The 21,242-nt window shown below is 61.8% G+C and carries 22 protein-coding genes; 13 read left to right on the top strand and 9 right to left on the bottom strand.

Going from position 1 to position 21,242, the window contains the following annotated elements; genetic code table 11:
* Positions 1-250 precede the first annotated feature (250 nt).
* The 4 genes from ACK1U9_RS00005 to ACK1U9_RS00020 all read left to right on the top strand — a co-directional run bounded on the left by ACK1U9_RS00005 (position 251) and on the right by ACK1U9_RS00020 (position 3,341).
* Positions 251-1,444, top strand: a complete 1,194-nt coding sequence (locus ACK1U9_RS00005; protein WP_449109580.1) for an MFS transporter — start codon at positions 251-253, stop codon at positions 1,442-1,444.
* Positions 1,445-1,474: 30 nt separating this feature from the next.
* Entirely contained in the window at positions 1,475-2,581 is a 1,107-nt protein-coding gene (locus ACK1U9_RS00010) for an alkene reductase (protein ID WP_153670595.1), read from the top strand.
* Positions 2,582-2,824: 243 nt separating this feature from the next.
* Positions 2,825-3,070: a type II toxin-antitoxin system Phd/YefM family antitoxin gene (locus tag ACK1U9_RS00015; protein WP_013972043.1), complete on the top strand. Its 246-nt coding sequence runs from the start codon at positions 2,825-2,827 to the stop codon at positions 3,068-3,070.
* Positions 3,060-3,341: a type II toxin-antitoxin system RelE family toxin gene (locus tag ACK1U9_RS00020; RefSeq protein ID WP_003259987.1), complete on the top strand. Its 282-nt coding sequence runs from the start codon at positions 3,060-3,062 to the stop codon at positions 3,339-3,341. The genes ACK1U9_RS00015 and ACK1U9_RS00020 overlap by 11 nt, the downstream gene beginning before the upstream one ends.
* Before the next feature lie 15 nt (positions 3,342-3,356).
* Here the strand turns inward: ACK1U9_RS00020 and ACK1U9_RS00025 are convergent, their stop codons facing one another.
* The 3 genes from ACK1U9_RS00025 to ACK1U9_RS00035 all read right to left on the bottom strand — a co-directional run bounded on the left by ACK1U9_RS00025 (position 3,357) and on the right by ACK1U9_RS00035 (position 5,398).
* On the bottom strand, positions 3,357-3,989 hold the full coding sequence (locus ACK1U9_RS00025; protein WP_085601314.1) for a BRCT domain-containing protein: 633 nt from the start codon (positions 3,987-3,989) through the stop codon (positions 3,357-3,359).
* 16 nt (positions 3,990-4,005) lie between these two features.
* Entirely contained in the window at positions 4,006-4,401 is a 396-nt protein-coding gene (locus ACK1U9_RS00030) for a hypothetical protein (protein WP_085601315.1), read from the bottom strand.
* Between the two features lie 88 nt (positions 4,402-4,489).
* The gene (locus ACK1U9_RS00035) at positions 4,490-5,398 is read right to left on the bottom strand and encodes a LysR family transcriptional regulator (RefSeq protein ID WP_046614017.1); all 909 of its coding nucleotides are present in this window, start codon (positions 5,396-5,398) and stop codon (positions 4,490-4,492) included.
* Positions 5,399-5,689: 291 nt separating this feature from the next.
* On the opposite strand from ACK1U9_RS00035, the gene ACK1U9_RS00040 reads away from it, so the two are divergent.
* From ACK1U9_RS00040 to ACK1U9_RS00050, 3 genes are read left to right on the top strand one after another with little or no spacing between them, the layout of a single operon-like run.
* Positions 5,690-6,994, top strand: coding sequence for an MFS transporter (locus ACK1U9_RS00040; protein WP_085601316.1), 1,305 nt, complete (start codon positions 5,690-5,692; stop codon positions 6,992-6,994).
* Positions 6,995-7,022: 28 nt separating this feature from the next.
* Positions 7,023-8,264 (top strand): Zn-dependent hydrolase, encoded by a 1,242-nt coding sequence (locus tag ACK1U9_RS00045; RefSeq protein ID WP_108481367.1) that lies wholly within the window; start codon positions 7,023-7,025, stop codon positions 8,262-8,264.
* Entirely contained in the window at positions 8,264-9,283 is a 1,020-nt protein-coding gene (locus tag ACK1U9_RS00050; RefSeq protein ID WP_153670564.1) for a histone deacetylase family protein, read from the top strand. Before ACK1U9_RS00045 ends, ACK1U9_RS00050 begins: the two co-directional genes overlap by 1 nt.
* 104 nt (positions 9,284-9,387) lie before the next feature.
* Here the strand turns inward: ACK1U9_RS00050 and ACK1U9_RS00055 are convergent, their stop codons facing one another.
* The 3 genes from ACK1U9_RS00055 to ACK1U9_RS00065 form a co-directional block, all read right to left on the bottom strand.
* A complete protein-coding gene (locus ACK1U9_RS00055) occupies positions 9,388-9,654 on the bottom strand; it encodes a hypothetical protein (protein WP_085619215.1) in 267 nt (88 codons plus the stop codon).
* Positions 9,651-11,399 (bottom strand): S-type pyocin domain-containing protein, encoded by a 1,749-nt coding sequence (locus tag ACK1U9_RS00060; RefSeq protein ID WP_449109581.1) that lies wholly within the window; start codon positions 11,397-11,399, stop codon positions 9,651-9,653. The genes ACK1U9_RS00055 and ACK1U9_RS00060 overlap by 4 nt, the downstream gene beginning before the upstream one ends.
* Positions 11,400-11,910: 511 nt before the next feature.
* Positions 11,911-13,335 carry an aminotransferase-like domain-containing protein gene (locus ACK1U9_RS00065; protein WP_046614013.1) on the bottom strand — a complete coding sequence of 475 codons (1,425 nt, stop codon included), beginning with the start codon at positions 13,333-13,335 and terminating at the stop codon, positions 11,911-11,913.
* A 48-nt stretch (positions 13,336-13,383) separates the two neighbouring features.
* Here ACK1U9_RS00065 and ACK1U9_RS00070 point away from each other — a divergent pair, with 48 nt between their 5' ends.
* Together ACK1U9_RS00070 and ACK1U9_RS00075 are read left to right on the top strand one after the other, a co-directional pair.
* Positions 13,384-13,659, top strand: coding sequence for a hypothetical protein (locus ACK1U9_RS00070; RefSeq protein ID WP_135002437.1), 276 nt, complete (start codon positions 13,384-13,386; stop codon positions 13,657-13,659).
* On the top strand, positions 13,659-15,068 hold the full coding sequence (locus ACK1U9_RS00075) for an amino acid permease (RefSeq protein ID WP_025338600.1): 1,410 nt from the start codon (positions 13,659-13,661) through the stop codon (positions 15,066-15,068). Before ACK1U9_RS00070 ends, ACK1U9_RS00075 begins: the two co-directional genes overlap by 1 nt.
* Positions 15,069-15,071: 3 nt before the next feature.
* On the opposite strand, the gene ACK1U9_RS00080 is transcribed toward ACK1U9_RS00075, so the two are convergent.
* Entirely contained in the window at positions 15,072-15,251 is a 180-nt protein-coding gene (locus ACK1U9_RS00080; protein ID WP_449109675.1) for a hypothetical protein, read from the bottom strand.
* A gap of 93 nt (positions 15,252-15,344) precedes the next feature.
* Here ACK1U9_RS00080 and tam point away from each other — a divergent pair, with 93 nt between their 5' ends.
* Positions 15,345-16,121 carry a trans-aconitate 2-methyltransferase gene (tam, locus tag ACK1U9_RS00085; RefSeq protein ID WP_449109582.1) on the top strand — a complete coding sequence of 259 codons (777 nt, stop codon included), beginning with the start codon at positions 15,345-15,347 and terminating at the stop codon, positions 16,119-16,121.
* Here tam and ACK1U9_RS00090 read toward each other — a convergent pair.
* Positions 16,111-16,482 (bottom strand): DUF2784 domain-containing protein, encoded by a 372-nt coding sequence (locus ACK1U9_RS00090; protein WP_196183761.1) that lies wholly within the window; start codon positions 16,480-16,482, stop codon positions 16,111-16,113. The genes tam and ACK1U9_RS00090 overlap by 11 nt on opposite strands.
* 73 nt (positions 16,483-16,555) lie before the next feature.
* On the bottom strand, positions 16,556-17,425 hold the full coding sequence (locus tag ACK1U9_RS00095; protein ID WP_013972053.1) for a LysR substrate-binding domain-containing protein: 870 nt from the start codon (positions 17,423-17,425) through the stop codon (positions 16,556-16,558).
* 243 nt (positions 17,426-17,668) lie between these two features.
* Here ACK1U9_RS00095 and ACK1U9_RS00100 point away from each other — a divergent pair, with 243 nt between their 5' ends.
* From ACK1U9_RS00100 to ACK1U9_RS00110, 3 genes are all read left to right on the top strand, one after another.
* Positions 17,669-18,985, top strand: a complete 1,317-nt coding sequence (locus tag ACK1U9_RS00100) for an MFS transporter (RefSeq protein ID WP_046614008.1) — start codon at positions 17,669-17,671, stop codon at positions 18,983-18,985.
* A gap of 15 nt (positions 18,986-19,000) precedes the next feature.
* Positions 19,001-20,392 carry an FAD-dependent oxidoreductase gene (locus ACK1U9_RS00105; RefSeq protein ID WP_085601322.1) on the top strand — a complete coding sequence of 464 codons (1,392 nt, stop codon included), beginning with the start codon at positions 19,001-19,003 and terminating at the stop codon, positions 20,390-20,392.
* Between the two features lie 97 nt (positions 20,393-20,489).
* Positions 20,490-21,200, top strand: coding sequence for a YebC/PmpR family DNA-binding transcriptional regulator (locus ACK1U9_RS00110; RefSeq protein WP_085601323.1), 711 nt, complete (start codon positions 20,490-20,492; stop codon positions 21,198-21,200).
* The last annotated feature ends 42 nt before the right edge of the window (positions 21,201-21,242 follow it).

The following is a 21,242-nucleotide window of genomic DNA, read 5'->3' on the forward strand; positions in this document are numbered from 1 at the left end:
GGCTGCAAAGCAGCCCCAGCAATATATGTCTTTGCGCTGAACCCCTGGGGCTGCCTTGCAGCCCTTTCGCGACACAAGGCCGCTCCCACAACTGACCGCGCAGGCTGGAACATTAAAGTTGACCCGCTCGCAATAGCTTCAGGATGACCTTTGCCTTCAAATCAAAACTCATTGTCCCGTCCCCACCTTTTTCCCATCCCCACGTCCCCCGAGAATTCACCCATCCCAACCTTCCACAGGTGATTCTCAAATGCCTCTCGCCTTGTTAGCCCTGACCCTGGCGGCTTTCGCCATCGGCACCACGGAGTTCGTGATCGTCGGCCTCATCCCGACCATCGCCAATGACCTGGCGGTCACCCTGCCTTCGGCCGGCCTGCTGGTCAGCCTTTACGCCCTGAGCGTCGCCATCGGCGCGCCTCTGCTCACCGCCATGACCGGCCGTGTCCCGCGCAAGCTGTTGCTGGTCGGCCTGATGGCGCTGTTCACCGCCGGTAACCTGGTGGCCTGGCAGGCACCCAGCTACGAATCGCTGATCATGGCGCGCATCCTCACCGGCCTGGCCCATGGGGTGTTCTTCTCGGTCGGCTCGATCATCGCCACCAGCCTGGTGCCGAAAGAAAAAGCCGCCAGTGCCATCGCCACCATGTTCAGTGGCATGACCGTGGCCTTCGTCACCGGTATCCCGCTGGGTACCTTCATCGGCCAGCACTTCGGCTGGCGTGTGACCTTCCTGGTGGCGGCGGCCTTCGGCCTGGTGGCGCTGCTCGGTGCATTGCTGTTCGTGCCCAAGCGCATCCAGCACAGCCAGCCGGCACCGCTGCTGCGCCAACTGCGGGTGATGCTGCAACCGCGCCTGCTGCTGGTGTATGCCATGACTGCCGTGGGTTACGGCGGCTCGCTGATCGCCTTCACCTTCCTTGCCCCGATCCTGCAGGACATCGCCGGCTTCGGCGCCAACAGCGTCGCCCTGGTGCTGCTCGCCTACGGTGTTTCGGTTGCCCTGGGCAACATCTGGGGCGGCCGCCTGGCCGACCGCAAAGGCCCGGTCAAGGCACTGTCGATCATTTTCCTGCTGCTGGCCGTGGTGCTGCTGGCGCTGACCTTCACCGCGCCGCATCCGGTGCTGGTGGTAATCACCGTACTGGCCTGGGGCGCGGTGGCCTTCGGCAATGTGCCGGGCCTGCAGGTGTACGTGGTGCAGCAGGCGGAAAAGGTCGCCCCCGACGCAGTCGACGTGGCTGCCGGTTTCAACATCGCCGCCTTCAACCTGGGTGTGGCCGGTGGTTCCTGGGGCGGTGCCCAGGTCGTGCAACAGCTCGGCCTCGGCCACACCCCATGGATTGCCGCGCTGGTCACCCTCGGTGCCCTGGCCCTTACCCTGTACAGCGGCCGCCTCGACCGCCGCGTACCTGCCCAGCCACAACCTGTCGTCAGCCGCGCCTGACCCCTGATTCGACTTACGGAGATGCTCATGATGACTCAAGATCCGCTGTTCCAACCCCTGCAATTCGGCGCCCTTGACCTGCCCAACCGTGTGCTGATGCCACCGATGACCCGCTCCCGCGCCGCACAGCCTGGCGATGTCCCGACCGCGCTGATGGCCGAGTACTACGCACAACGCGCCAGTGCCGGGCTGATCGTCAGTGAAGGCACCTGGATCTCGCCACTGGGCAAGGGTTACGCCCGCACCCCGGGTATCCACACCCAGGCGCAGATCGACGGCTGGCGCCTGGTCACCGAGGCGGTACATGCCGCAGGCGGGCGCATCTTCGCCCAGCTCTGGCACGTCGGTCGCCTCAGCCACAGCAGCCTGCTCGGCGGCCAGGCACCGGTGTCGTCCTCGGCGATGCAGGCCGAAGGCGTGAATGTGTTCATCGACAATGCCGACGGCACGCCAGGCTTTGTCCAGGCCTCCAAGCCGCGCGCGTTGAGCGAAGCGGAAATTGCCGAGATCATCGAGCAGTACCGCCAGGCTGCGCGCAATGCCATGGCGGCTGGTTTTGACGGTGTCGAGTTGCACGCGGCCAACGGTTACCTGGTCAACCAGTTTCTCGATTCCGGCGCCAACGATCGTACCGACCGCTACGGCGGTTCGCTGGAAAACCGTCTGCGTTTCCTCGACCAGGTCACCCGTGCGCTGGTCGAAGGCACCGGCGACGCTCAGCGCGTAGGCGTACGCCTGGCGCCGCTGACCACGCTCAATGGCTGTGTCGATGCCGACCCGGTCACCACCTATACCGCGGCGGCCAAGCGCCTGGGCGAAATCGGCATCGGCTACCTGCACATTGCCGAAGCCGACTGGGATGACGCGCCGGACATGCCGGTGGACTTCAAGCAACAGCTGCGGGCAGTGTTCCCCGGGGTGATGGTGTATGCCGGCAAATACACCGGCGAACGTGCACGGCGTGCGCTGGAGGAGGGCTGGGCTGACCTGATCGGCTTCGGCCGGCCATTCGTGGCCAACCCGGACCTGCCGGCGCGGCTGAAGCTGAATGCGCCACTGGCCGAGCACGAACGGGCCACGCTGTTCGGTGGTGATGCCCATGGCCTGACCGACTACCCGGCACTGGCAACAGCCTGACCCCGACCGCTCCCCATGGAAATGCAAATGACTCATTGAGCTAGCAGGGACCCTGTGGGAGCGGTTTTAGCCGCGAACACCGGCGCAGCCGGTGCCATGCACCGCGTTGGATTCAAAGGGCTGGGCGATCTCCCACAAACACGGCATTTCGCCTGTCGTGTCTCACCTCTGTGCTTGAGCAGCGACGACTTGTTTGTGTCCTATATATGGACCAAAATATGGCTCTCTATTGAGGGTGTAAACATGCAAAACATATTCGCTGACGTGGCCGTAAGCGTGTCGGAACTGAAAAAGAACCCATCCGCGGTGATGACCGGCGCTGCGGGTATGCCCGTCGCCGTGCTCAATCACAACCGCGTGATGGGTTACATGGTGCCGGCCGAACTGTACGAGGCCATGATGGAACGCTTGGAAGATCTCGAATTGAGCGAACTGGCCAAGTCGAGGTTGGGTGAAAAAGGCGTACCGGTATCCCTGGATGACCTATAAACTCGAATTCCTGCCTTCGGCACTGAAAGAGTGGGGCAAGCTAGGCCACACCGTGCGCGAACAGATCAAGAAAAAACTCGCCGAGCGCCTGCAGTCACCCAAGGTACAGGCCGACGCGCTGCGTGACCTGCCGAACCACTACAAAATCAAGCTCAAGGCCTCTGGATATCGCCTCGTCTATCGAGTCGAGGACGAGCGTATCGTTGTAGTGGTGGTATCGGTTGGCAAACGCGAGCGTAGCGAGGTGTATCGATCCGCTCAGAAGCGGTAAACGCCATCATGGCCATCAACCAAACGCCGCACGCTGCCAATGCGCCTCGCTTACGATCGCAATGTTCGCACCCGCTTCCCTGATTTCCACTGCTTTCTTGATCTTCGTGCCATAACTGCTGTGTAGCCACTGCTCGTTGCCAATACTGCCAATGACCAGGTAGTGGGTCTTCTTGCTCACCCCCGCGGCGATTGAACCCCCACGTTCGACTACCAGCGCTTCGCATGCTTTGCGAGGCCCGTAAGCCATTGTGCCGGTAAACAGGAACATGCGGCCTGTCCACTCCAGTGTGGGTTCGGGGTTATCGAGTGGCAGTGAGGTGGGTGAAGAGAATGGGTTGTCGCTGCAGCGCGGCTTGCCGGTGAACTGCTGCAATAGCTCAAGCAGTTCAGCCGACTCGGCAGCATCCAGCATATTGTCCTTGAGCATGTCGCTCAGGCGCCGGTACAACAAATTGATGACCGGATCCTCAAGATGAACGAGTTGCTGCTCCATCCATCCTTTGAGGAACTCGGCTTCTTGTTGATTGACCTGATTGTCAGCAGTCAGGCCCGCAGCGATTCCAATCAACCCATCAACCGAGCGCTGCGCGATCCGCGCTTCGTGAAAAAAGCGGCTGTTCTGAAATTCCTGATGAAGATCGACCATTCCCTGTTCCTCGTTTCTATTCCGTCAGGATCACAGCATTGGCGTATTTTTCCTGGTCCGGTGTGAACGTTGTCAGCATGCCGGTGTGATTACAGGTCAGGGTGAGCTCTGTTCGCGTATCGATGAACAGATCCTCGCCGCGAAGGCCCTGCCATTGCGCCAGGTACTTGAACGAACCGTACTTCATCGGTTTCTTCAAGGCGCGATCATGGCCACCTTTCCAACCTAGCACCGGGAGGGCGCCATCGATGCAGTGCCGGGCAAGTTCTGGCTGGGTCAGGGCCCGCTCACGGCCAATCTCCCAGCACCGGATCAAGCCCTCGTCGGGCCCCTTCCATGCTTCTTCCCAGGTAATCAAAGTGCGGATGGGGTAATGAATAGGGCGTCGAATGACCCCGGTGGCTCGATCCATGACTGAGATTGTCCGTAATATTCAGTTGGTCTGGATGCTACTAATTGGCCACTATTGTGTCCAGTGCTCGCCAACCCCGGCTCCGCGTTCAGTCAAGGCGTTGCTGCAACGCCTCGATAAACACCTCTTCCGCCCGGCTGAAGCGCTGTTCCCTGTTCCACAACAGGTGGATATCCACATCGGCAATCCCTTCCTGCGGCGGCAGCTTCCACAGCAACCCGGCGTCTACATCCGGCGCCACCACATGCTCGGGCAGGCAACCTATGCCAAACCCCGCAATCACCAGCCGGCGCACTTCCTCAAGGCTGGGTGACGATGCCACGATCCGCCCGGCAAACCCTTGCTGGTCGCGGAAAATGGTCAGTGGCGACAGCATGCCGCCAATCTGGTCACTGGTGAAACTGACGAAGTTCTCCCGCTGCAGGTCGCCTTCGGCCTGGCCGAACAGGGCATGGTGCTTGCCACAGAAGAACGCATAGCGCTGGCGCAGGAACAACCGTTGCTCCAGCCGTGGCTGCGCACGCCGGTTCAGGCTTAGGCCCGCCGTGGCGGTTTTTTCCTGCAGGGCGGCGACGATGTCGGAGCTGCGCATTACATCAATCTCCAGCTCCACCCGCGGGTGCTGGCGGTGGAAGTCGGCCAGGAAGTCGTCGAAGCGTTCGTTGACGATACGGCTGATCATCAGCAGGCGTACCTTGCCCACCAGTTCGTCCGCCGGCTGCTCCAGCAAGCTGCCGATCTGCGACATCTGCCCATAGACCTCGCCAGCCAGCTGAAACAGCTGCTCGCCCATTTCCGTCAGCACGAAGCGCGGCCCGCGGCGGGCGATGAGCTGGCGGCCAAGCTGTTCTTCAAGGCGCTTGAGCGCCTGGCTCACTGCCGGCTGGGTGAGGTGCAGGCGCGCGGCAGCGCGGCTGATGGACAGCTCCTGGCCGATGACCCGGAAGGTACGCAGCAGGTTCCAGTCGAGGCGGTCGTTGAGCAGACGGTCGGGCATGGCAGGGCTCGATAATAAGCAAGGCTAATATTTCGAATAATAAATAGAAAATTGACTAATCATAGCCCCGGGCCGATAAATCGCAGGTATCGAGGCCTGCTGAGTCGGTGCTGGCCTCTTCGCGGGCTTGCCCGCTCCCACAGGGTCACCACAAGTTTCGAATGCTGCGCAGTACCTGTGGGAGCGGGCGAGCCCGCGAAGAAGCCAACACCGATTCAACAAGCCAAGCGCCACAAGAGCGCCCCCGTGCCCCTGACAACTCCTGCCAGAACAACAAGCAAAGGAGCCTCCATGAAGCCCACCGCTTCCCCCCAGCCACGCCGTGCCGCCGCTGCCGCGTTCATTGGCACCATGATCGAGTGGTACGACTTCTACATCTACGCCACCGCCGCTGCCCTGGTGTTCGGTGCGCTGTTCTTCCCCTCCGACAACAGCCTGTTCAGCACCATGGCCGCGTTCGGTACCTTCGCCGTCGGCTTCTTCGCCCGGCCGCTAGGTGGCATCGTCTTCGGCCACGTGGGCGACCGTATCGGCCGCAAGAAATCGCTGGTCATCACCTTGCTGATGATGGGCATCGTCACCGTGGGCATCGGCCTGCTGCCGACCTACGCACAAATCGGCGCCACCGCGCCGGTACTGCTGATCCTGCTGCGCATCGTCCAGGGCATTGCCGTGGGTGGCGAGTGGGGCGGGGCAGTGCTGATGGCTGGCGAGCATGCGCCCAAGGGCCGGCGCAACTTCTTCGCCTCGTTCGCCCAGCTGGGCAGCCCGGCGGGCCTGATCCTGTCGCTGCTGGCCTTTGGCGCGGTCACCCGCCTGCCGGAAGCAGACCTGATGAGCTGGGGCTGGCGCGTGCCATTCCTGGCCAGCGCGCTGTTGCTGCTGGTGGGCCTGGCGATTCGCCTGGGGGTGAATGAGTCGCCCGAGTTCATCGCCAGCCGCGAGCAGGCGGAAAAGGCCCGGCGCAAGGAGCAGGCCCCGGTATTCGAAGTGCTGCGCACGGCCTGGCGCCCGCTGTTGCTGTGCATCGGTGCCAATACCCTGGGTATTGCCGGGGTCTACTTCACCAACACCTTCATGATCAGTTACACCACCCAGCAATTGCACCTGGAGCGCTCGTTGATTCTGGAGTGCCTGTTCTTCGTGGCGATCATCCAGTTCTGCGTGCAGCCGTTGGCCGCCTGGCTATCGGAGAAGATGGGCGCCACCCGCTTCCTGGCCCTTGTCGCGCTGCTGGCGATGGCTTCGCCTTACCCGATGTTCGTGCTGGTCAGCTCGGGTCAGGGCCCGTTGATCGTACTCGGCATCGCCCTGGCAGCTGCGTGCATGGCGTCTTTCTACGCGGTGATCGCCGGCTATGTCAGCGGCATGTTCGAAACCCGCGTGCGCTACACCGCCATTTCCCTGGCCTACCAGATCTGCGGCGCTATCGCGGGCGGCCTGACCCCGCTGATCGGTACCTGGCTGGCCCACACCTTCACCGGCCAATGGTGGCCGATGGCGGTGTTCTACACCCTGATCGCCACTATTTCGCTGGTCTGCGTGCTCGCCCTGGCGCGCCAGTACGCCCGCAGCCAGCGCCTGGAACTGGCCTGATCGAACCGTTTTTCTGGAGTACCCGCACATGTTGAAAAGTAATGGCGAACGCCTGTGGGCGAGCCTGATGGCCATGGCCGAAATCGGTGCCACTGCCCGTGGCGGCAGCTGCCGCCTTGCCCTCAGCGACGAGGACAAGGCTGGCCGTGAACTGTTCAGCCACTGGTGCCGTGAAGCCGGCCTGACGCTGACCGTCGATGCCATCGGCAACCTGTTCGCTCGCCGCGCTGGCAGCGACCCGGATGCAGCGCCGGTGATGATGGGCAGCCACCTCGACACCCAACCTGAGGGCGGCCGTTTCGATGGCGTCTACGGTGTGCTGGCGGGCCTTGAAGTGGTACGCCGGCTCAATGACCTGAACATCCAGACGCGCAAACCGCTGGAAATCGCCGTATGGACCAACGAGGAGGGCGCCCGCTTCACCCCGGCCATGTTCGGTTCGGCGGTGTTCACCGGCACTCTGGCCCTGGACGAAGCGCTGGCCATTCGCGACGCCGATGGCATCAGCGTCGCCGACGAACTGCAACGCACCGGTTACGCCGGCCAGCGCCCGCTGGGCGGCCGGGTGGATGCCTATTTCGAGGCGCATATCGAGCAAGGTCCGATCCTTGAAGACAACGCCAAGGCCATTGGCGTGGTCAGCGGCGGGCAGGCCATCCGTTGGCTGGACGTTACCGTCGAAGGCATGGCCGCACACGCCGGCACCACACCGATGCCATTGCGCAAGGATGCCCTGTACGGCGCTGCACAGATGATCCAGGCCGTCGAGCAACTGGCCACCGACTTCGCACCGCAAGGCCTGACCACCGTGGGTGAACTGTCCATCGCCAAGTCCTCGCGCAACACCATTCCAGGGTTGCTGCAGTTCACCGTCGACTTGCGTCATCACCGGGATGAAGCCATCGAGGCGATGGAGCGCGACCTGACGTTGAAGCTGCAAGCCATCGCCAATCAGCGCGGGTTGCGGGTGCGTATCGAGCGCCACTGGGTCAGCCCGGCCACGCCGTTCGACGCCGACTGCGTAGCTGCCGTGCAGCAGGCGGTGGATGGCCTCGGCTATGACCAGCAGTCGATCGTCAGCGGTGCCGGCCACGACGCCATCCTGCTGGCCCGCTACTGCCCGACCGCCATGGTGTTCATCCCCTGTGTCGGCGGCCTGAGCCATAACGAAGCCGAAGACGTACTGCCCGAGGACGCCCGCCAGGGTGCCGATGTACTGCTCAACGCCGTGCTGGCCCGTGCGGGCCTGATCGAACAAGGAGAAGCCTGATGCGTTGCTACTTCCACCCCGAACAACTGCTGCACCACCCACGCAGCTATTACTCGCGCGGCGCCATGCGCACCCCGCAGGAAGTCCCCGAGCGCGCCCAGCGCCTGCTCCAGGCAGCCAAGGCTCTGGGCTTCGACATCCGTCAGCCTGAGGACACCGGCCTCGAGCCGCTCAAGGCAGTGCATGGCGAGGCCTACCTGGCCTTCCTCGAAGAGGCCCATGCACGCTGGAAGGAAGTGCCCGAAGATTGGGGCGACGAGGTCATGTCCAACATCTTCGTGCGCGAACCCAACGCCTTGCGTGGCATCCTCGCCCAGGCCGGGCGCTACCTGGCTGACGGCAGCTGCCCTGTAGGCGAACACACCTGGCGCTCGGCCTATTGGTCTGCGCAAAGCGCGGTGGCCGGTGCCAAGGCCATTCTCGACGGTGAGCCGGCGGCCTATGCCCTGTGCCGGCCGCCCGGCCACCATGCGCGCTTCGATGCAGCCGGTGGTTTCTGCTACATCAACAATGCCGCCGTGGCTGCCCAGGCCTTGCGCAGCCGCTACAGCCGAGTGGCCATTCTCGATGCCGACATGCACCACGGGCAGGGCATTCAGGAAATCTTCTACGACCGCCGGGATGTGCTGTATGTGTCGGTGCATGGCGACCCCACCAACTTCTACCCAGGTGTTGCCGGGTTCGCGGACGAGCGTGGCAGCGGTGCGGGGGAGGGGTACAACCTCAACTTGCCGATGGCGCATGGGGCTAGCGAAGCGGACTTCATGGGCCAGCTGGAAATCGCGCTGGCGGCGGTGAAGGACTTTGGCGCCGAGGTGCTGGTGTTGTCGCTGGGGTTCGATATCTACGAACTCGACCCGCAGAGCAAGGTGGCGGTGACGACTGAAGGGTTTGCGGTATTGGGCGAGCGGATTCGGGCAATGCGCTTGCCGTGCCTGATCGTGCAGGAAGGGGGGTATCACCTGGAGAGCCTGGAGGCGAATGTGCTGGGGTTCTTTGCTGATAAAGCAGATTGGTGATAAGTGCTATATGCCGGCAGCTGTGTTGTCGCTGCCGGCGTCTGTGATGATACTCGGTCTCGGTGAACGAGGATGTACGTGCTGGGCTCTGGAATCAGTTCTGCTTATAGCTCATATCTTTTTTGGGTCAAGAATTCAGGCTCTCGCCAGTTTGGACCTTTGATATAGCCATTTCCACCACGCTGTATCAAACCTTCGTCACTCATTTTCTTAATCAGGTTAATGAGTTGTAGGCAGTCGCCAATGTTCACCCATCCATTTCGATTGTATAGATTGTCGAGTCGTGGATGAGAAATGCCATTTTGCCTGACAAGCCACAGAATGATATCGGTGGGGCTTTCGTTGGTGATTATTTCGCTAATAGTGTTCATTTGTTCTCTCGTGAGATCTGCTGGTCATCTGCTTCAATTGCTTCTGGTGTGTAAAGCAGTTCGAGCTCCGAGGTGAGTTGGTAGTCTTCCAGTGTTGCAGCGTGTGTATTGTTCCATGCTTCACCATCATCGTTCGGCCTGATTTTATCTGGTATTTCAAGGGTGCGAAAGCGCTCCAGCTCCCTTATCTCATGTGTGTAAAAGCGCTTGTCGGTGTCCGTTTCTTGCAACTTGCCCTGTAGGATTTTTTCCAGCCTGTTGATCATGATGTCATTTGCATCGGACGGGCCGAAGCGGCTTGTGTGTAATTTGACTAATTCGATGCCTGTCGCTGTGATTTTGACCTCGCGCCAATCCAGTCGCTCGATAGGTCCACCTGCTTTGTCTGGATTATAAGCTCGCCCGCTATAAGTGCCTATGGTTGTTGCGTCGGGATAGGGAGAATTGAAAACTACGTACAGTGGTGGCAGACCAGATTCTGGCGGGAAGCAGTAAATACAGTCTTTATAATTCGGTGGTTCATAGGCAGGGAGCGGTGTCGCTTCTATCCATGCGGGTCTGAGATTGACCCCCTCATAGGGGTCCGACAGTATCGGGTCACTGGGGGTTGTAGTTGACGACCCGTTCTCGGTATGAATGGGGAAGCTGAGCCTGATTGGAAAATCACTCGATGGAATCGATGTGTAGCTATTGCCTTCTTTATCCATTACTAAGGGGCGTACAGGCACCTTTTTTTCAGCACTTGTGGAGTTTGCACGGTTCGTAAGTGTATACGTGTCCAGATTGGCATTTATTCGTAGCGGTGATTCAATTGTCCCGTGCTTAAGCGCAATGTCATGAATGTTCGTAGGCAAATCAGGAATGAGTAGTTCAGCAGGCATGCTCAGGGCTGAGTCATGGTACAAATCAGCGTTTCCTAATTCTGATGAATAAAAAAATAAACCTATGCCCAGCCTGAAGATTGGGGTTGCAGTAATGCCCAGTGTCTTAACTTTCTCTATTCCTCTAAGGATATGGCTCTGAAGGCTGCCAAATCTGATTGGGTTAGTTGATATTGTGGTTAATGTTGAGCTTAGCACTATTCCGGAGTTGGGTTTTAAGGTGATGGAATTGCCTTGACTGTCTTTGTTGTGGTTGTTTCTTAATATTATTATGGTTTTCTGCTGGAGGTTTTCGTATTCCTTTTTTATTTTTTCAAGGCAGCGATTTAGTACTATTTCAATTTGCGCGGCAGTAATGCTGCTCATTAAAAAGTACAAATCTTCCTCGATCATATAGAAATCTTGGTCGCGCCAGCGGTTAAAGTGAACGACGTTTTCGAAATGCAGTGCTGCTTCGTCAATGCCTATTGTATATATGTGTTCTGCTAAGTATAGGTTGATATTGCGGATGGCTTGTTTGTGGGTTTTGTTATAAAGGAGCAGGAGGAATTTCTTTTGGGCGTAAAGTTGGCTTACCTGGTCTGGGTGGGATTGTCTTATGTCTGAATAATGTTTATTCAAATAGTTCTCAAATCCAGGAGTGCTCACTGGGCAGGTAGCCTCGATTTCCTGTATCACATTTTTCGCAATGGTCGTTGCGTTGTCGCTGAGCGCATCATATGAAAGCGATGCTATGTTCGGCGGTGTTATAGGTAGTGTGAACGGGCTGTCCCAAGAAAGGATGTCCTCAAAGTCATATGTAAAAGGCGCGGCTGAGTATATTTCTTGCAGTTCCTGGCTTGTTAGTGTTCTGCGTGAGGTCACGTCTATTTCCCTTGAAGAAGCCTTGAGGTACTAAACCTTGAGGCTTTCGCAAGAAGGGCGGCAGGTGGAATAGATGCACTGCTATTGAGTAGCGAGCGCGACACCAATAGAAATCGTAGATGCCGATGGCTGGTGGGTGTAAGAAGATGGGTTAAGCTGTTGGATCAAGGGAGTTAGACATCTAGTTTTTGTTATAGGCACTCGTTGGCTGAAGTATCCCTGAGGTTTATGGAATAGGTGACGCAGACTGCGGAGGGAGTTGGCCTGCACCTGTGGCAGCGGGCATGTCCGTGAAGAAGCCAGCGTGGCCCAAGCGTGGAGTGTGCAGCTATCGGTGGCAGGCGTAGGCTGGGGGAACCAGAATCTTCGCATCAGGCGCCATCCCTTGGGCAATCCCTGCACAGACTGCAAGCACCAGAGAATCCCCCTGTTCCCCCCCACTGCACGCCTAGGCCTAGTTGATGTGCAGAGCGGCGCTCGATCTCACAGGTGCTGAAAAGGTTGCGGCGAACTACACCCCACCCCGCCGCACATGCTTCACCAACACCTTCTCCAGCAACTCCCACATCGCCGGCTCGGTACTGAACGCCACGTTGAACCGCATCCACCCGGTCGCCTTGGCATCGACCATGAACAACTGCCCGGGCCCGAGCATGATGCCTTTCTCCAGCGCGTCATCCAGCAACGCCGCGCTGTCCGGAATCGCCGGGTGGCGGGTCCAGATATACATCCCTTCATCCGACTCGGTGAACAGCTCGAAGCCCAACCGATGCAGATGCCGGCCAACTTCCTGGTGCGCCTCGGCCAAACGCTGGCGCAGGCGCTTGAGGTGCTTGCGCCAGCGCCCGTCGATGATCGCGGCATACACCACGCGCTCCATCACCTGCGAGGTGGTCAGGCCTGAGCGCATCTTCAGGTGCAGCAGCTTCTGCATCAGCTCGGGGTTGGCCAACATGTAGCCGACCCGCACATTGGGCGAAATGCTCTTGGAGTAGCTACCCACGTACACCACCTGCTGCAGGTGGTCGAGGCTGGCCAGGCATGGCTGCGGTTCGGCGACCATGTCGGCGTACAGGTTGTTCTCCACCAGGCGGAAGCCGTGCTGGCTGGCCAGCTGCAGCAGGCGGTGCAGCTGCGGCAGCGGGGTGCGCGAGCAGGTCGGGCTGTGCAGGTGCGGCTGGGTGAAGAACGCAGTGGGGCGGTGATGGGTGAGCAACTGCTCCAGCTGGTTCAGGTCGTAGCCGGCCGGTGTGCGCGGCACGCCGACCAGGGTCGCGCCCTGGGTGCGCAGGATGCTCATCAGGTTGGGATAGCCCGGGTCGTCCACCAGCACCACGTCGCCCGGGCGCACCAGGGTGCGCGCGGCCAGGTCCAGGGCCTGGCTGGCGCCATGGGTGAGCATCAGCTGCGCCGGGTTGGCGACGATAGACAGTTCCTGCTGCAGGTTCTGTGCGGTCAGTGCACGCAGCTCCATCAGGCCCATGGGGTCGCCGTAGCCCGACAGCTCCAGCGGGCTGCCGGCCACCTGGCGCAGGCCGCGGCGCAGGCCGTCTTCGTACATCCAGTCGTTGGGCAGCCAGCCGCAGCCCGGCTTGAACGGCAACTGGCGGATTTCGAAGATCTGCTGCAGGTACCACTCGGAGTTGAACGTTGGTCGACTGGTGTCGGCCTCGGTGTTGTGCGGGTCGAGCAATTCGCCCGCCGCGCGGTTGACGAAGAACCCCGCATTGCCCCGGCTCACCAGCAGGCCCTGGGCGACCAGACGGTCGTAGGCCTCGACCACGGTGAAGGTGCTCACCGAATAGCTCGCGGCAAAGGCGCGGATCGAGGGGACCTTGGCGCCTGGCTTGAGGGTCTGGTTGTCGATCAACTCGCGCAGCCCGTCGATGATCTGGTTCACCAGCGGGGTCGAGGAGTCTGGATGTAATTCGAACATTCGGGGCCTTCAGGGTGCGTATCGCCCGGCGTTTGCAAGGTGTATTGCATGGGCGACCTGTACAGTGCAGTGCGAGTTTCATGCCACTGTGCATGGCTCTCTGCGCCGGACATTTTTACATTAGGTGTCAGATATCGCCACCTAAAGCATGTTCAGTTCGCCCCAGGCGCCTGCCCTGGGGCGCGTCAGCAGGCCGCCATGGAAGGCCTGCGTGTGTTCGCTCACACCATCCTGCGCGCATTAGCACTGATGTACGTGAAGCCGCCAGCCATCGGGGTTTCACAGTTTTCCTTGGATAAAAAGAAGCACGGGGTACACAACTGATGGACGCAACATCCACAACCACCACCGCGAAAAGCGGGCACGAGAGCAAGCTCAGTGCCTCGCTCAAGTCGCGCCACCTGACGATGATGTCGATCGCCGGGGTTATCGGCGGCGCCTTGTTCGTCGGTTCCGGCAGCGTGATTCACAGCGCCGGCCCAGCCGCCGTGCTGGCCTACCTGGCAGGCGGCATCCTGGTGGTACTGATCATGCGCATGCTGGGTGAAATGGCGACTTCCTCGCCAGACACCGGTTCGTTCTCTACCTACGCCGATCGCGCCATCGGCCGTTGGGCCGGTTTCACCATCGGCTGGCTGTACTGGTGGTACTGGGTCATCCTGATGGCCTGGGAAGCTTATGTGGCGGGCAAGATCCTGCATGGTTTCTTCCCCGACGTCAGCGTCAACGTGTTCGTGCTGGCCACGACCCTGTTGCTGATCACCGTCAACTTCTTCAACGTCAAGCACTACGGTGAGTTCGAGTTCTGGTTCGCCTTGATCAAGGTGATCGCGATTGTCTGCTTCCTGATCGTGTGCACCGCTGCCGTGCTGAACATCTGGCAGTTCGGTGAAGTGCGTGGCATCAGCCACCTTACTGCCGAAGGGTTCATGCCCAACGGCATCACCACCGTGATCGGTGCCTTGCTCGGGGTGATGTTCGCCTTCCTCGGCGCGGAAATCGTCACCATTGCCGCTTCCGAAGCCAAGGACCCTGCCGCGCAGATCGTCAAGGCGACCAACTCCGTGGTGTGGCGTGTGTGCCTGTTCTACGTAGGTTCGATCTTCCTGATCGTCTGCCTGGTACCGTGGAACGACCCGCACCTGGGCGTTTCCGGCTATGGCGCCTACCGCCGCACCCTGGAGCTGCTGGGCGTGCCGTATGCCGAGCTGCTGATGAACTTCGTGGTTCTGACCTCGGTGAGCAGCTGCCTGATCTCGGGCCACTACACCGCTTCGCGCATGCTGTTCTCCCTGGCACAGCGTGGCGACGCGCCGTCGTTCTTCAAGATCACCCGCGCCGGCACCGGTGTACCGGTTTACGCGATCATGGGCTCGTGCGCCGTGGCCGTGGTGTGCGCGCTGATCAACTTCAGCGAGACCCTGCGCCCGAAAGACGTGCTGGAAACCCTGATGAACACCACCGGCATGATTGCCCTGCTGGTGTATCTGGTGATTGCCTTCTCGCAGCTGCGCATGCGCCGCAAGCTGATTGCCGAAGGCAAGGAAGTACGCCTGAAGATGTGGCTGTTCCCATGGCTGACTTACCTGGTGATCGCGTTCATCGTCGCCGCCCTGGTGACCATGGCCTTCATGCCTGACTACCAGATCCTGGTGATCTCCACCGGTATCGCCGCGGCAATCGTGGTGGCAATGGGTGTGGTGCATCAGATCCGCACTGGCAAGCAGCACTAAGCGTCATTCGCTCATCGAAACGGCCGGCTCCCTCGGGGACCCGGCCGTTTCGCGTTGTTGGGCATTGTTTTTTTCCGCTGGCATGTGAAAGCGCTGGTTCATCCAGGGCGAGCCGAGCAGGGCGGCGGTGGCGATCAGGGCCAGGATGGCGAGGGTGATGAAAGTTTTCATGGAGGGGCGCATACATGGACGACACCAAGCATAGGTGGTCAGTTCCGGCCCTATCGCCGGCAGATGGCATATGCTGAACACATTGCCCGCCCAGAGGAGCTTCACATGGCCTGGTCCGCCACCCAGTATTCGCTGTTCGAAGACGAGCGTACCCGCGCCGTGCGCGACCTGCTCGCCGCTGTGCCACCACGCCCGGTACGCCACGCCACCGACCTGGGCTGTGGCCCTGGCAATTCCACCGAGGTGCTGCTGCAACGTTACCCGGATGCCCAGGTGACGGCCCTGGACAGCGACCCCGACATGATCGACAAGGCCCGCGAGCGCAAACGGCTGCGCATACCCCGGGTGCGCATGGTCATCGGTGACATTGCCGGCTGGTCAGCCCCCGAGCCGCAGGACCTGATCCTGGCCAATGCCTCGCTGCAATGGGTGCCTGACCACGCCTCGCTGTACCCGCACCTGGTGCGCCAGTTGAGCGAAGGTGCCAGCCTGGCCGTGCAGACCCCGGACAACCTCGACGAGCCGGCCCACCGGCAGCTGCGCGAAATCGCCAGCCAGGGCCCCTGGGCGGCGAAGTTCGCTGACTTCCAGCTGCCGCCACGGCACAGCGCGGCGTTCTACTACGACCTGCTCAGCCCGCTGTGTGCACGGGTGGATGTGTGGCGCACCACCTACCACCACCCGTTGGCCGGCGGCGCCGAAGCCGTGGTGGAATGGTTCAAGGGTTCGGCCTTGCGACCCTATCTGGGGCGGTTGGATGCCCAGGAGCAGGTGGATTTCCTGCAGATGTACCTGCAGGCGATGCAGCGCGACTACCCGCCGGCCACCGATGGCAAGGTGCTGTTGCCGTTCCCGCGGCTGTTCCTGATCGCTACCCGCTAGGGCGGCGCCAGCGCCAGGCCACGTAGCTGTAGATGCCGAGGTTGAGCAGCAGCACCAAAGTGCCCAGCAGCAGCTGGATGTACGGTGTCAGCCCTGCGGGGTAGATCAACGGCCAGATGTAGTGCTCGACGAAGCCGCCCTGGTAGCCTGCGTCACCGGCCGCGCTGCGCATGCGGTTTTCCCAGGTGGTCAGCGGGCAGCCCAGGTGCAGGCATTCCACCGCCAGGCCCCAGGCCAGCGCCGGCAGGTGCAGCAGCAGGGCAGGGCGCCAGCGCAGTACCAGCAGGCCGCCGAACAGCACCAGCAGGATGAACAGCAGGTGCAGCAGGACCAGGGTGTCGGCGGCAAGGCGGTAGAGCATGGGTTGTGTGCCGAGGGTTGAGGTTATCCCAGCATAGTCGGGTTGCCTGTGCCGGCCTCTTCGCAGCACAGGCTTACAACCCTTCCTCCACCATCTGCAGGAAGGTCGCCACCACCCGCCGCGTGCGCTGCTCGCTCAGGCACACCAGTGTCTCGGTCAGGTGTCGCTGGCAATCGACGATCGGCAATGCGCACACCCGCGCATCCGCACCAAACTCCGCCGCCGACACCACCCCCACACCAATCCCCACCACCACCGCTTCCCGCGCCGCTTCCCGGCCTTCTACCTGGATCGCCGGGCGGATCCGCAGCCCGGCTCGTTGCATTTCTTCTTCCAGGGTCTGCCGCGTCACCGACCCGGGCTCGCGCAGCACCAGCGGCGTATCGTCCAGATCCGCCAGGCTGATCGCGCCGCGGCTGGCCCAGGGGTGCTGGTGGGAGACAAACGCCACCATCGGGTCGCGGCGCAGCGGCAGGCAGTGCAGGCGCTCATCGTCCACGTCCCGCCCCAGCAGGGCCAGGTCGGCCTGGTAGCTGAACAGCCGGGCCAGCGATTCGTCGGTGTTGCCAGTCTCGATCTTTACCTGGATGCCCGGGTAGCGCTGGCAGAAGCGGGCGATCTGCGGCAGCACGTGCACTGGCGCATCCACCGCCAGCACCAGGCTGCCGGTGTGCAGCGCACGCGAATCCTGCAGTAGTTCATGGGCCTCGGCCTCGCAGGCGAACAGGCGCTGGCTGATGCCCAGCAGGCGCTCGCCAAGGTCGGTGAGCTGCACCGAACGCTTGTTGCGGTGGAACAGCAAGACGCCGAAGCGCTCCTCCAGTTTGCGCACCTGGTCCGACACCGCTGGCTGGGTCAGAAACAATTTTTCGGCAGCGCGGGTAAAGCTGCCGTGAACGGCCACGGCATGGAAGGCCTTGAGTTGTGCGTGTGAAACCGACATGACGACCTCAGTAACAAGCTGGGCTTATGTGTGAAATACGATAAATCGATTTTATTTATCTTAGCGCAACTGTTTCCATGCATGTCAGCCCGACGCTGGCACCACAAGTGCCGCCAGGGCCATGGTTCCTACACGGCGCCATCTGACCCGATGACAGCCTCGTCATCGCTGTGCGTAACACAAGAACAAGACAGGCGTTTCTTCACATTCTGCCGGCACACTTGAGCAAGAGGTCAGACTTACATGAATCAGTCCCTAGCCGCGTTCAAACGCTGGCGCATCCAGATTTTCGCCATAACCTGGCTGGCCTACGCCGCCTTCTACTTCACCCGCAAGGCCTTCTCGGTGGCCAAGCTGGGCATCGGTGAAGACCCCAACTTCATGCTCGACAAGGCCGCCATGGCCAACCTCGACGCCATCTACCTGGCCGCCTACGCCGTGGGCCAGTTCACCTGGGGCATGCTCGCCGACCGCTTTGGCCCACGTGTAGTGGTGCTCGGCGGCCTGCTGATTTCTGCTGCTGCGGCGGTGGTGATGGGCAGTTACGCCACCTTCCCGATCTTCGCCACCTGCATGCTGGTGCAGGGGCTGGCGCAATCCACGGGCTGGGCCGGGTTGTGCAAGAACATCGGCAGCTTCTTCCCGGCGTCGCAGCGTGGGCGGGTGCTGGGCCTGTGGAGTTCCTGCTATGCCTTCGGCGGCCTGGTAGCCTCGCCGTTCGCCGGCTGGTGGGCCTATACCTTGGTCGGTACCTGGCACGCGGCGTTCTTCTCGAGTGCCGCGGTGGTGGCGCTGGTGGCCGTGCTGTTCTTCTTCCTGCAGCGCAACAAGCCTGAAGACGTCGGCCTGCCGGCGGTGGAGCCCGAGCCGCAGAGCATGGCCCCGGCCGGCAACCTGTGCAGCGTTTGGGCACCGCTGAAGGAGATCCTGCGCAACCGCACGGTGCTGACCCTGGGGCTGGCGTACTTCCTGTTGAAGCCGGCGCGCTACGCCATCCTGCTGTGGGGGCCGGTGATCGTCTTCGAGCAGATGCCCTCGGTGGGCAAGGTGGGGGCAGCGATCATACCGACAGCCTTCGAACTGGCCGGGCTGCTCGGCCCGATCATCATCGGCCTGGCCTCCGACAAGCTGTTCGGCGCCCGGCGCATGCCGGCCTGTGTCATCAGCCTGGTACTGCTGACCGTGGCGTTGGCGGCGTTCATGGCGGCCATGCACACCGGCAGCGTGATGCTGGTGGTGGCCCTGCTGTTCGTCATGGGCCTGACCCTGTACGGGCCGGACTCGATGATCAGCGGCGCTGCGGCCATCGACTTCGGCACCGCCAAGGCTGGCGCTACCGCAGCTGGCTTCGTCAACGGCTGCGGTTCGGTGGGGGCGGTGCTTGGCGGGCTGCTGCCGGGGTACTTCGATGGTGTCACGGTGTTCATCGTGTTTGCCGGCTGCGCGCTGTTCTCGGCACTGGTGCTGCTGCCGCACTGGAACAGCCGCCCGGCCAGCGCTGCGCAAAGCACCGACGTGGCACCCAATACCAGCATGGCAATCAAGCCACTGCGTACCTGAAAGGAAAGCGAGCGAATGAGACCCTTCTGGCTGCAACAGGCCCTGGATTCGGCGCAAGAGGCGGTGTGCCCGCCGCTGCAAGGTGATGCCCGCTGCGATGTGTGCATCGTCGGCGGCGGCTATACCGGCCTGTGGACCGCGCTGATGCTGAAGGAGGCGGTGCCGGCCCTGGATATCGTGCTGATCGAGGCCGATATCTGCGGTGCCGGTGCAAGTGGCCGCAATGGTGGCTGTGCGTTGTCCTGGTCGGCCAAGTACTTCACCCTCGAGCGGCTGTTCGGGGTGGCCGAAGCGGTGCGCCTGGTGCGTGAGTCGGAGCGCAGCATCGCTGAGATCGGTGCGTTCTGCGCGGCCAATGGCATCGATTGCGACTACCGCCTGGACGGCACGCTGTACACCGCCACCAATGCCGCGCAGGTCGGCGCCACCGACGCGGTGATCGCCGCGCTGGAGCAAAAGGGGATCAATTCGTTTCGCCGCCTGCCGCTGCAGCAGGTGCAGCGCCTGGCGGGTTCGGCGCGGCACCTGGAAGGCTGGTTTTCGCCGGCCGCGGCCACGGTGCAGCCTGGCAAGCTGGTGCGCGGCCTGCGCCGGGTGGCCTTGCAGCGTGGCGTGCGCATCCATGAGGGCAGCGCCATGACCGGCCTGGAGCACGGCGCCCCGGTGCAGGTGCGCACGGCCCATGGGACGGTGCGCGCCGACCGCGTGGTATTGGGCCTGAATGCCTGGATGGCGCGGGCTTTCCCGCAGTTCGAGCGCAGCGTGGCGATTGTTTCCAGCGACATGGTGATCACCGAACCTTGCCCCGAGCTGCTGCACCAGACCGGCCTGGACAGCGGCATCAGCGTGCTCGATTCGCGGATTTTCGTGCATTACTACCACAACACCTCCGATGGCCGGCTGATGCTCGGCAAGGGCGGCAATACCTTCGCCTATGGCGGGCGCATGCTGCCGGTGTTCGACCAGCCGTCGCCGTACCGGCCACTGCTGCGTGAAAGCCTGGGTGGTTTTTTCCCGGCGCTGGCCGAGGTGCCACTGGCGGCCAGCTGGAACGGGCCGTCCGACCGCTCGGTGACCGGCTTGCCATTCTTTGGCCGGCTGGACGGGCAGGGCAACGTGTTCTACGGCTTTGGTTACTCCGGCAGCGGCGTCGGGCCGTGCCACATGGGCGGGCAGATTCTGTCGTCGCTGGCACTGGGGCTGGACAACCCATGGACCCGTTCGCCGCTGGTCAAGGGGCCGTTGGGGCTGTTCCCGCCCGAGCCGATCCGCTACCTGGGCTCGCTGATGGTGCGCAATGCCATCCGCCGCAAGGAGCGGGCCGAGGACCGTGGGCTGCGGCCGCGCAGGCTGGACGTGCGGTTGGCGCGGTTTGCCGCGGCGGCTGGGAAGGCCGATAAAGGCTGATGAGATTTCTTGTCGAACACAGGCCGGAGGGCGTATAAACTGCACCCACTTTTGGCCGGTCGCTTCCTGAACCGGCCGCTGAAACAAGAGAGTCGACATGGGCGCACAGTGGAAAGCCAAACATAAAGAAGCCGCGGCCAACGCCAAAGGCAAGATCATGGGCAAGCTGTCCAAAGAGATCCAGATCGCTGCCAAGTCCGGCGCCGACCCGGACATGAACCCACGCCTGCGCCTGGCCATCGAGCAGGCCAAGAAGGCCTCGATGACCCGCGAGACGCTGGAGCGCGCAATCCGCAAGGGCGCGGGCCTGGACGGCGATGCCGTGCAGTACTCGGCGGTAAGCTACGAAGGTTTCGCCCCGCACCAGGTACCGCTGATCGTCGAGTGCCTGACCGACAACGTCAACCGCACCGTCGCGCAGATCCGTGTGCTGTTCCGCAAGGGCCAGCTGGGCGCCAGCGGTTCGGTGGCCTGGGACTTCAACCATGTCGGCCTGATCGAAGCCACCCCGAACGGCGACGCCGACCCGGAAATAGCGGCCATCGAAGCCGGTGCCCAAGACTTCGAGGAAGGCGACGAAGAGGGTTCGACCCTGTTCATCACCGACACCACCGACCTCGACGCGGTGCAGAAGGCCCTGCCGGAGCATGGCTTCACCGTGACCTCGGCGAAGATCGGCTACACCCCGAAGAACCCGGTGAGCGCGGCCAGCCTGAGTGCTGAAGCATTGGCCGAGGTGGAAGCGTTCCTCGAAGCCATCGACGAGAACGATGACGTGCAGAACGTGTATGTTGGTCTGACTGACTGATCTGCTTCTCTGGGGCCGCTTTGCGGCCCAATCGCCGGGGGA

It is taken from the genome of Pseudomonas sp. XP1 (assembly GCF_053557675.1).